Source organism: Legionella santicrucis (genome assembly GCF_001468135.1).
Classification (GTDB): domain Bacteria; phylum Pseudomonadota; class Gammaproteobacteria; order Legionellales; family Legionellaceae; genus Legionella; species Legionella santicrucis.
The window spans coordinates 1-10,950 of record NZ_LNYU01000048.1 but is presented as its reverse complement, the minus strand read 5'-3'; the positions used below and the strand labels follow the sequence as shown (position 1 = coordinate 10,950).

The window sequence follows — 10,950 nt, the reverse complement described above, 5'->3', positions numbered from 1 at the left end:
GCTTCTTCACCATACCCATGGTGAATGCGCTCGATGAGCTCATTGGCTTTGTCGCTATAGGCAAGTGATTTTTGTTTTAATTCCTGGATGGTTTGGATCTCTTGTAGAATATCCAGCATGGGCAAGGGTGACATATTTCTTTCTCTAAGGTTAGATTATGTGAGGTGGCCAAATTAGCTTTTTACTAACCACATAGGGTTGATATTTGTATTAATTAACAAACCAAAAAATGGTTCTCCTCATTTTAATATGCCCTAATTTTAGTCTTTTGATTGTTAAATATAACTGTCAAAAATGAACAGGGTACAAAAGCTGAAAAAATATACTTAGTGAAGGTGATGTATCTACTTCAGAAGTGATAAAAACTAAATTTGGTCACATACTCGTTAAAGGATACAGGCGATAGTCAAGATATAAGCGCGTACTTTAGTCGCCAGTGCTGCTTCTTATTTTAAAAATTCAATTTAATTTTCTTTGATTTCAATAGGGTTAAATATTCCTTGCCTACAAATAACATAACCTATTGCAAATATAGAATTAGATCATTATCCACAGTTGATTAAAATTTTTCCATATTTGTCAACAGGCCAGGGATAAATCTATTTTAATTGATTCCATGTTAAATTTTTTTAACATAATTCAATAAGCTTTTTGCAATAATATTAAAACTGTACTTCCGTGAATTCATCCTTTGCTTTATTGATACTATCTATATGTAGGAAAATCGACGAACGTATTGTTACAAGAATGTAATCATTTTCACATTTAGTAGCGCCATACACCGCTCCAGTGAGCAGGTGATGAGTGGGCTAACATTTGACAACGTTCAATATAGATTGAAGCTAATTGATCGCCTGGATAAGCAGGGGTAAGTGCCATAAAAGCTTCTATGCTTTTTTTCCATAAGCCTTTTTGATAGAGAGAAAATGCTTTTATAAATTCTTGTTTGTGTTGCTCAATATTTTCAAGATTTTGAGCAGTGATTAGCTCATAAATTGCAATGCTTTCTTGTTTACCGCGAACGGCAACTTCATCTAAAAAGCGAAAATTGAATTTCTCTGATACTTGATTGAATGTAGTATGGCTAACAATAATTTGCGTATTATAATTTTTACTTATTGATTCCAATCGACTTGCTAAATTAACTGTATCACCTAAGGCCGTGTAGCTAAGTCGGTCATCGGACCCTACATTACCAACAACAGCCTCGCCAGTGTGAATACCAATTCTAATGTTAAATTCAGGAAACCCCTCAGTTTTATGCCTTTGATTTAATCTTTTAAGACGTTCCAGCATTACTCTGGCAGTTTCACAAGCATGAAACGCATGTTCTTCATCTTTTGAAGGAGCATTCCACATAGCCATAACTGCATCACCGATGTATTTATCCAGTGTGCCTTCGTGTTGAATCACAGCCTCTGTCATTGACTGAAAATAATCAGATAAATAAGTCATTAGTTTTTGAGGAGATGTTGATTCTGAAATTGTTGTAAAGTTCTTGATGTCTGAAAATAAAACAGTAATTGTTTGGTTTTGACCACCAACCTTAGCTATTTTTCCAGTATGTACTAATTTTTTAACTAAAGAGTGAGGCACATAACGCTGAAAGGAAGTTAAACTCGAACGTAAGGTAGATAATGCTTTATCCAAGTAAGTGATTTCTTTAATCATGGTTTTTACGGGTAATTTGGCTTTAAGATTAAACATAGTGATTTTCTTTGATTCTTCGGCCAATTGAATGATGGGATTTGATATTTTCTGAGAGATGATGCGGACTAAAATTGCTCCAATAAATAAAACTAAAATAGTTAACAAGATGTAGCCCTTACTTAAACTTTTTAGAGGCTTTATCACATCATTTTCAGGAGTAATAATTAAAATATGCCAAGGCTCTATCCCTAATTTATTTATTATCGGTTGGTACGAGAAAAAATATCTTTGATGTTCATACGCATAGGATTGTATTTTTGAATGAAAATGCTCATTGAGTATCGTTGATGGAATATTAAGTTTTTTTAGTAAATCAGGATCTAACTTTTTTCCTAAAATATTTTCTGAAGTTCGGGGATCACGAAAGGCAATAACATTTGATTCATTGTTAATGACAAAAATCATTGTATTTTTCGTTAGTTCCAACTCTTTTATAAATTGTTGGAGGCGATTGGTGGTCAAAGCAATTGCAATAACACCTTTTAGATGATTATTTTTATCATATACGGGAGCAGCAACAGCAACACCTGGTCTTTTACCAAACAAATAAAATTTATATGTGTTGGTCCATATCAGTTTTTTATTGTGTACAACCTCTTGGTACCAAGGACGGTTTCTGGGATCATAGGGAATAGTGATCGATTCTTTTTTAATTATTTTTCCTTGTTGATCTAATTCATAACGAATGTTAACAAAAGGAGGTTTAGAGTTTACCGTGTGGATTAATTGCAACCCTCTTTTTTCTTCTCTATTTATATTAAAGAAATCGCCATTTGCAGCTCCATAGTGAATCATAAATATGTCTGGGTTATTTTGGATTATTTCGAAAAGAAATTGCTCAAATAACTTCTGTTTATTAGAATTGATAATATCTTTACTAATACTAATTGCATTTCTTATTTCTATTAGACTATGATTTAAGGGATCTAAATAGGCCTGAAATCGTTCGTTAACGAACAAAGATGTTTTTGCAATCAAGTTTTTTGCACTATTATTAAGAACCTTATTGAAAGCGAGATAATTAATACCAATGATAGTAAAGCCTATCAGACTTAATAAAAAGACAAATAAGGCCATAATACTAATGCGTATGCTAATTTTAAAATTACGAGCCATAATTTTATCAACGTACAGTTAAGAAATTTAAAAAAATTTTGTCAATTGCTTATTTAATTGTATAGCATGATATTCAGAACTATAGAAATATCGATAGAAAAAATCTTATTGGATTTTAGATAACCTACACTATAATCCCACCAATGATAACGAGCCTATGGATTAAGGTAAAAACAGACCTTTACCTATTTATTAAATATTATGAAAATTTCATTTTTTAGCACACAAAAATATGAACGACCTATTTTCGAGCAAATAAATCAATTTCATCATCATGAAATTAATTATTTTGATTTTCATTTGAATTCAGAAAGCATAGGTGCTGTTGCTTCAACGGATGTAGTATGCTGTTTTGTGAATGACTCCATTAATGTCAGCGTAATTGATGGGCTTTGTGAGCGCGGCGTTCAGCTAATTGCTTTGCGCTCTGCGGGATATAACCATGTTGATTATACTTACGCACAGGAGAAAGGGATAAGTATATGTAGGGTTCCCTCCTATTCACCACAAGCAATTGCAGAACACACAATAGCATTAATTTTATGCCTCAATAGAAAAATTCACCATGCCCATAATAGAGTACGAGAGGGCGACTTTTCTCTCAATGGATTAATGGGATTTAACGTGTACCAAAAAACAATAGGAATTATCGGTACAGGACAAATAGGAACTGCACTAGCAAATATTCTTAATGGTTTTGGTTGTAAAATCATTGCTTTTGACCCGCAACAAAATGAGTGTTGCATCAAACTTGGTGTAAGCTATGTGAGTTTAGACACGTTATTGGAAAATTCAGATATAGTCAGTCTAAATTGCCCGTTAAATGACAATACATACCATCTCATCGATTCTCAAGCTTTAGAAAAAATGAAACCAGGCGCAATGCTCATTAACACTGGCCGAGGAAAACTTCTTGATACCAAAGCAGTTATCGTGGCATTAAAAAGTAAAAAATTAGGTTATCTTGGAATCGATGTATATGAAGAAGAGGAGCCATTATTTTTTGAAAATCACTCCAACGAAATCATTGATGATGACGTATTTTGTAGGTTACAAACTTTTCCGAATGTACTTATTACTGGCCATCAGGGTTTTTTCACTCAAGAGGCGATACAGAACATTGCATCAACAACATTGGAAAATATAAGTAACTTTGAGAAAAAAATAAGCCCGATCTATTGGGTCCCAACTACATTATAAAATCTAGAGTCTTACGAATAGCATGCCTAACAATAATTAATGAATCTATTTTAAGTAAACTTCTTCAGTAGTTGCGGATACTGGCAATGAAGAATTTCTACCGAAGATAAAATTCTCAAAATATCTTAAATAGTTTAGTTATATGCAAGAGGTATTTAATTTATGAATAATACAAAAATAATTGTTTCCCCAACAATTGGCGTTTATCTAGGATCAAGTATGGGAAATAATCCATCTTTTAAAGAGGCTGTTGTCTCTTTAGGAAAAGGAATTGCTAAACACGGATATACGGTGGTATATGGTGGAGGGGGAACTGGTTTAATGGGACTTCTTGCTAAAACGGTTAAATCTCATGGTGGAATAGTTATTGGGATAACTACTGAACACCTTGCTAAAATAGAGACGCCAAGCGAGTTTTTAGATGAATTACATATAGTAAGCTCTATGTATGAACGAAAACGTTTAATTCATGAAAAATCATCGCAGTTGGTAGCGATGCCTGGGGGGATTGGTACATTCGATGAGCTATTCGAAACTTGGTGCGCTATCAAAATAGGAGTTATTAAAAAACCGTTTGGACTGGTTAATATAGAAGGATATTTTAACACAATGCTCCAATTTGTTTCTTCTTGTGCCAATTATGACTTATTAAGCGAACAAGATATTAAGATTCCAACCGTCTATGATGAGGTTTCATCCTATTTAAAATATTTAGAAAAAGAGCAACGGAGTAACTTTTTCGAAGTCTGTTCCAATTTAAATCTCAGTAATACTCAAAATAAGGAGAAACATCCAATTGAAACCTATGACATAAGCTAAATTTTTTCGTTACAGTGCAAGTTGTGAAGTACTATTCCGTTCAAACTGTTTTGCCAAGGAATCATGAAAGGATTTATCAAAAAGAAAAATAGTTCAAGTCAAGACTATTTTTTTAATTTTTGTTTGTTTAAAATGTTCACGCTTTCATTCTTTCCAAATGTCTAATCTTGTGGATATTTCTTTCATCCTAATATTTAATCAACTTTAAAAGCATTCTTAATGTCTTGGTTTTATCAAGGTTTTATGTACTTTAAATGGAGTCTGCTTTTCTAAGTTATGCACATTTTCTGTGGATAAGTCTGTTTATAGATTGTCAAACTCCTTGTGATAATTAGCAGTTAAAGAGATGCTGTATCATTTTCCAGTGTGTCTTTTTTGATACGCCGTCCTTTAAAAATATCCAAGCGTATTGAGGCAAATAGAGAGTATCGAACTCAATTTTATGTCTCGTATACCTTATCGTACTAGTAGGTTGACCGTTAAATTAAGTATAATGAGCAATAAATCAAAATGGATCCTGATATGGCAATTTTTATAAAAAAAATCTCTTCTGATGAGGATATTAAAAAATGTTTGCAGATTCGCTTTAAGGTGTTTGTTGAAGGCCAGCATGTTCCTTTACGTGAGGATGTGGATGGAAAAGATGACGAAAGTGATCACTATCTTTTATTGTCTAATGAGCAACCAGCTGGGACGGCCCGAGTGAGGTATGTAGAGGATTTTGCAAAAATCGAGCGAGTAGCTATATTGGACGAGTATCAAGGAAAAGGACTAGGGTTTGCGCTCATGCGATTTATATTGTCTGATCTTCAGAAACGTACCTTAATAAAAAAAATTAAATTAAGTTCGCAAGCTTATGCTATCCCATTTTATGAAAAATTGGGTTTTCTGGTATGTAGTGATGAATACATGGATGCAGGGATCCCACATAAAGACATGCGATTATTTTTTGAGTAAAATAATTAATGGAAAGAAGCAATGGTTGTTTATTTCAAGATTAATAGCGTCATAAGCAGTGTGGCCAGGATTAGAGAGTTTTGTCTAATCCGGGCTACAGAAAAATAGGAATTAGACACACTGTAAAACAGGCTTGTAGATAGACATTGGTGGTCAATATTTATTTACAAAAGCTTGTGCTTTTTCATCTTTTTCAACGTGTTCTTCTTCAACATCGTCTTTATTGGTTAACTGACTGTTATGATAAGCAAAATAGAGTCCATAAATATTATTAGATATGGAAGAAGAAGAGATGCCGACTTTGGGTGCTTCGATCATTTCTATTTTTTTCTCAGCAATCTCAGCAAGTACATCAATTTTTATTTCATTAATAAGTTTTGCTCCTTTTTTTAATAATTCAATTTTAAGTAAAGGAGTTTTTGCTACTATAGCAGTATCAAATTGTTCTATTTCTGCTTTAATTAAGCTAATGAATTCTTTCTTAATTTCTAATGTGCCATACAATGTAGAATAGTTATATTGCTGTGCGTAAAGGAGGCCTGAAATCGTTTTAAGTAATGCGTGCCAACTCCGATCATGAAGTATCCATAATATAGGATTGTTAGGGAATTCTTTATAGGAATCTTGTAAATGATTTGCTCCAGATTCCAATAATGTAACTAATTTAATTTTAAGCGTATCGATATCTTTCTTAAATTGATCTAATCCTTCATGAACTTTTTCAGTGCAGAGCAAGTTTAAGATTTCATTTTCAATTTTTTTTACTTCTTGATTTAAAGAAATTAAATCAACTTCTTCATTAAGTTGTTGTTTTAAAAAATTTGCGTACTCAATGTAATCTTTCTGTTGTTTGGTTTCTATTCCTTGGTAACTATAAATAGCACAATAAGTTTCGCAAAGGCCTAAACATACACGATAAATACTTAGAGCATAAGCAAATTGACGCATAAAAACTTGTGCCATAGGTGTATATGGTTTTTCGGGTTTAAAGAGAAACAAACCTTCTTCTTGATTTAATTCCAATGGTAAACCACTTTTTAAAACATAAGGATCAAAAGCAGCTATAAGGCTTGGATTTTCGGTGTCTTCGGAAATTCTTTGTGCAGTTTCTACTAATAGGGTCTCATCAACCAAACAATTTTCCATGGCTTTTTGGACCATATTAAAACTAAAAACGACCTCATCTCCTTGGGCAATCTCTGTAAGTCTTTGTGTTCGCCATGTGTTAAAGAAATAATCCTTTAATAATTTCTTTATTTCAAACATGGCCTTACGATAGTATTCTAGACGCGCAAAAATCGCTTGAGTTTGAGAATTAATTTCCTGCTGATAAAGCTCTAGTTTTCCTTCCATAACATGATCCTTTTCACTTCCTACTAATGCTTTAATTTTTACAGTGCGCAATGTTTATTGTCAAGATGTTTGATTTTTCCGATGAGAAACATAAAGTTAAGATACTGATTTTGAATTCACAGTTTATTAATATTGGCTTGAGGAGAGAGGGTGATAATGTCCATTATGTGGATATTGCCCTCCCCACGATATAATCAAATCATAGAGCGTGGAATATATTGCAATGAAGTCTTACTCACTATCAATTTTTTCTAACTCACTCTAATTGCAAAAGGAACATATACATCTTGTTCATTAATCCGAAATTGCGCAAATAATTTAACAAAGCCGGTTTTTTTAAGCCCTATATGAAACATTAGTTCAGCACCACCGCGATCGGATTTCTTAGTGGGTTCTTTTCCCATAGGATGAATATGAAGAATTGATGAATGATCACCACTAAAACCAACAACATGAGCAAATGCGCCCATTACAGGTTCAAGCTTGGTGAATGGTTTGCCATTCTTTGTAACAGTAATGGTTGCCATAACTTCCTGTCCTGCTTTAGGTTTGCTGTCTAGTTTCAAAGTGAATTTATAAGGGTTCATCGTAGTATTTAATACAACTTTTTCTTTAACTAATGGATTTTTGGAAGAAGTGCCTAAATCAGCCACTAAAAACCCCTGCTTATTGGTTTGGATGGGAGTAATATCCACCCACATTTGATAAGAGCCAGTCTTTTTTGGGGTAAAGTGAAATACAAAATCTTGTTTTTCACTATCTATCATAGGGTGAACATGATGATAATCACTAAGAGAGGGATCAATGATTAATACATGAATTTTCTTGGTATGCACTTCTTTTAACTCATCAAACGCGAGGGCTTTATTATCTTTTAGCAATTGAAACCTGATAGTTATTGGTTTATTGGCGATGAGTATATTGGGTGTTTTTTCAAGAGAAATTTTAATGTTACGGTTGCTCGTCTCATTTTTAAGAGGGTATTGGTGGGAATGGGAGTGCTGTCTTTGAGCGTAGGATAAGGTTCCGTTCAGCATCAACCCTAAATATAATAGAAAAAATAAATACCGCATGAACTGCTCCTGATAAGTTAACGAATAAATTTAATGTATAAATATTGCATTAAAGAAATTGAGTAGTGACTTCAATACATGCGCCACATTGATTCATAGCTTATAAATAATATAAAGTATGTACTATAGTACGGAGTCAAGTAATGAATAATAAAACAATCGGTGAATTTGCTAAATTATGTGGAGTAGGGGTAGAAACGATACGTTATTACCAACGACAAGGGATCCTTAGTACCCACCACTTGCAAAAGAATTTATCTCGGGAAAAGTCAGGCGTTATGGTGATCATGATATCCGCCGTTTACGGTTTATTCTTTCAGCAAAAAAAGCCGGTTTTACTCTAAAGGAAATAAAAGAATTATTAGATCTCGATGCACAGAATGATCGTGAACGTGTGAGAAGTATTGCTCAAAACCGTATTACAAAGCTGGATATCCAAATTGCTGAACTCACGCAGGCACGAGAGTCCCTTTACCGCTTAATAAAAGAGTGTAAAAAAGCTGATTCAGCGTCATGCCCTATTTTAGTTGCATTTGAAGAAAAATAAATCATGTTGGTACCCTAAATATTAGGGGTGCTGACTGATGTTATTCTACAGCTCAACCAAAAAGCTATGCTACGACTCTTATTTTTCAGTCACTCTAATAACCCAGTTATCAGCAAGATATTTAGAAATCTTATATGACAAATAAATACAATTGATTGGATATATATCGCTCTGGATGTATAAAATAATACCATTAAATTGGTGGAAATTATTTTCGGAGCGAGCTATGTACCCAAATCAGGAAAAATCAATAGCAATCGAAGATGTGTTAGATGAATTAGCTCACTTTGGCTATAAAAAAGATGAAAATACTTTACATCCCAATCACGGAGAAATAAAGGATTTAACTCATAAAATGTCTCGGACGATTATGAGAAATGTTAATGGGGAAGTTTTACAACAACTTTGTAATCTGCATCAAATGATAAAAGATGAATTCATAAATATGCCTAATAAAGAAATAGAATGGTTAATGGATGGTGCTCCAACTGCTAGGGGATCTTTCATAAATGGGGCGAGTTTTAAGGAGTTTTTTAATCAAGATCCATCAATCATAACATCGAGTAGACTAATTACGGCTATTGATTCAGTTTGTTCAGCAATTGGATATAGAGTCACTAATCAACATACTGCGCATTCTCCTTCTATTCCAGATGAGAACCAAAATGGATTTATTATGTATCAGAAAGTCCATGAAATTTTTGATGGTTCTCTTGTGCCATTTATCGGGGAGACTGCTTATGCAATGAGAGATGTTGATAATGTAACCGATGACTCTACCAAACCGGATATCTATGTTGTAGGTGTTGCGGATGATGTATCAGTTGTTTCAGATGTTGAATATGAGGAACAAAAACTCCAAGAAGCATTGGATGATAAATTGTATAGAGCTAATCCCGATCCAACAAGTGAGGTACGGACATGGGCAGCAGGGGCCCATGATGGAAACATTCCCATCAGAGGCCATGTTTCTGGTACAGCACCGCTAAGCTTATCCGTGATAGATAAGTTGTATATGCGAAACCAAAATAATTGGATTGACAATGCAGATCATGTTAGAAAGCTGGCTGGAGCGGTTTTGATTCCAAGCTATGAAAGAGGTGATTTTCATACGGTGGCAGAAACTGCAGCGGCAGTAGAATATTTTTTAGAGGCAAGAGATAAAAAAGAGCCACAAATATACTCACCTCAAAGATGTTTAGAGATTGGGTTAAAATGCATGTCAAATGCTGCTTCAGGAAAAGTAAAAGAACTATTAGAAAATGTTTCTGCTCATATTTTATCTAAAACTATAGATATGCCTATTATAGCAAGGCCTTCGATTGAAGAATACATATCGATTATAAAGCACTCAACTGAAGCAAATTTGTTGAGCAAGGTTATGTTAAAAGCCACTAATGTAATAAAATTATCGTGCGACGAATCACCACAAAAAATGACTGCGCTTCGTGAATTACAACAGCTTCTTATAAATAAAAAAGGTGATTTTAAAAGTGAGCCATGGGCTTATGCTAAAGCTCAGAAATCTATAAAGAATGTAGCCCATGAAATTTTAAAAAGTGACTTAGAAAGCTACATCAATAATCGAAATACACAGAAATACTCTTGTGTTCCTCTTAATGCATTACTTGAACGAACTATTAAATCTATAAAATTGGATGCGGCTAATAAATTGATGGAATTAATAGATGGGAATATTGATCTGGAACTTACAAGAAAAAATATACATGCGTTAAAAGATGGAAGACTTGGAAAGATATACAAAGAATATTTAAACATTCTTAAAATAAATCAACCTAATCTAGATGCAAATCAAACTGTAAGTAAATATAAAAAAGCTTTATCCTTATTTAAAGAAGCGAGAGAGCAAAAAACAGTTGATGAATTAAACTCAGAGTCATTAGTATCACCGAAGGCTCGTTGATGTTCAAAATAGCAATAAGAATTATTAGGGTAATTGTACTCCCTCAACAATGGATACTCATTTAGGTTTTTACTAATCAAAGTTCGTTCTAAATTGCTTCGCTCATTCTCGCAAAGACTATATTCCTAATTTTTGTCCTATACAAAGGTTGTTCTTTGAATTCAACTTTATACGGGACAATTTTTTAAAATCAGCCTTTTGTAGGTTTAATAGAAATACAAGCTAAATATTTTAGAAACAATTTGGTATTG

Annotated in this window: 9 protein-coding genes; 6 read left to right on the top strand and 3 right to left on the bottom strand. The window is 33.4% G+C overall.

Annotation, left to right across the window (positions count from 1 at the left end):
• Positions 1-765 precede the first annotated feature (765 nt).
• The gene (locus Lsan_RS09800) at positions 766-2,826 is read right to left on the bottom strand and encodes an adenylate/guanylate cyclase domain-containing protein (RefSeq protein ID WP_058514221.1); all 2,061 of its coding nucleotides are present in this window, start codon (positions 2,824-2,826) and stop codon (positions 766-768) included.
• Between the two features lie 201 nt (positions 2,827-3,027).
• Here Lsan_RS09800 and Lsan_RS09795 point away from each other — a divergent pair, with 201 nt between their 5' ends.
• From Lsan_RS09795 to Lsan_RS09785, 3 genes are all read left to right on the top strand, one after another.
• Positions 3,028-4,026, top strand: coding sequence for a 2-hydroxyacid dehydrogenase (locus Lsan_RS09795; protein ID WP_058514220.1), 999 nt, complete (start codon positions 3,028-3,030; stop codon positions 4,024-4,026).
• A 162-nt stretch (positions 4,027-4,188) separates the two neighbouring features.
• Positions 4,189-4,845, top strand: a complete 657-nt coding sequence (locus tag Lsan_RS09790) for an LOG family protein (RefSeq protein ID WP_058514219.1) — start codon at positions 4,189-4,191, stop codon at positions 4,843-4,845.
• A gap of 522 nt (positions 4,846-5,367) precedes the next feature.
• A complete protein-coding gene (locus Lsan_RS09785; protein ID WP_058514256.1) occupies positions 5,368-5,802 on the top strand; it encodes a GNAT family N-acetyltransferase in 435 nt (144 codons plus the stop codon).
• 153 nt (positions 5,803-5,955) lie between these two features.
• On the opposite strand, the gene Lsan_RS09780 is transcribed toward Lsan_RS09785, so the two are convergent.
• Together Lsan_RS09780 and Lsan_RS09775 are read right to left on the bottom strand one after the other, a co-directional pair.
• The gene (locus tag Lsan_RS09780; protein ID WP_058514218.1) at positions 5,956-7,155 is read right to left on the bottom strand and encodes a hypothetical protein; all 1,200 of its coding nucleotides are present in this window, start codon (positions 7,153-7,155) and stop codon (positions 5,956-5,958) included.
• A 251-nt stretch (positions 7,156-7,406) separates the two neighbouring features.
• Positions 7,407-8,228 carry a hypothetical protein gene (locus Lsan_RS09775; RefSeq protein WP_058514217.1) on the bottom strand — a complete coding sequence of 274 codons (822 nt, stop codon included), beginning with the start codon at positions 8,226-8,228 and terminating at the stop codon, positions 7,407-7,409.
• 143 nt (positions 8,229-8,371) lie between these two features.
• Here Lsan_RS09775 and Lsan_RS22970 point away from each other — a divergent pair, with 143 nt between their 5' ends.
• The 3 genes from Lsan_RS22970 to Lsan_RS09765 all read left to right on the top strand — a co-directional run bounded on the left by Lsan_RS22970 (position 8,372) and on the right by Lsan_RS09765 (position 10,699).
• Positions 8,372-8,572, top strand: a complete 201-nt coding sequence (locus Lsan_RS22970) for a MerR family DNA-binding transcriptional regulator (RefSeq protein WP_237762098.1) — start codon at positions 8,372-8,374, stop codon at positions 8,570-8,572.
• Positions 8,485-8,775, top strand: coding sequence for a MerR family DNA-binding protein (locus Lsan_RS22965; RefSeq protein ID WP_337589276.1), 291 nt, complete (start codon positions 8,485-8,487; stop codon positions 8,773-8,775). Before Lsan_RS22970 ends, Lsan_RS22965 begins: the two co-directional genes overlap by 88 nt.
• Before the next feature lie 175 nt (positions 8,776-8,950).
• On the top strand, positions 8,951-10,699 hold the full coding sequence (locus tag Lsan_RS09765) for a hypothetical protein (RefSeq protein WP_157068297.1): 1,749 nt from the start codon (positions 8,951-8,953) through the stop codon (positions 10,697-10,699).
• Positions 10,700-10,950: the final 251 nt, after the last annotated feature.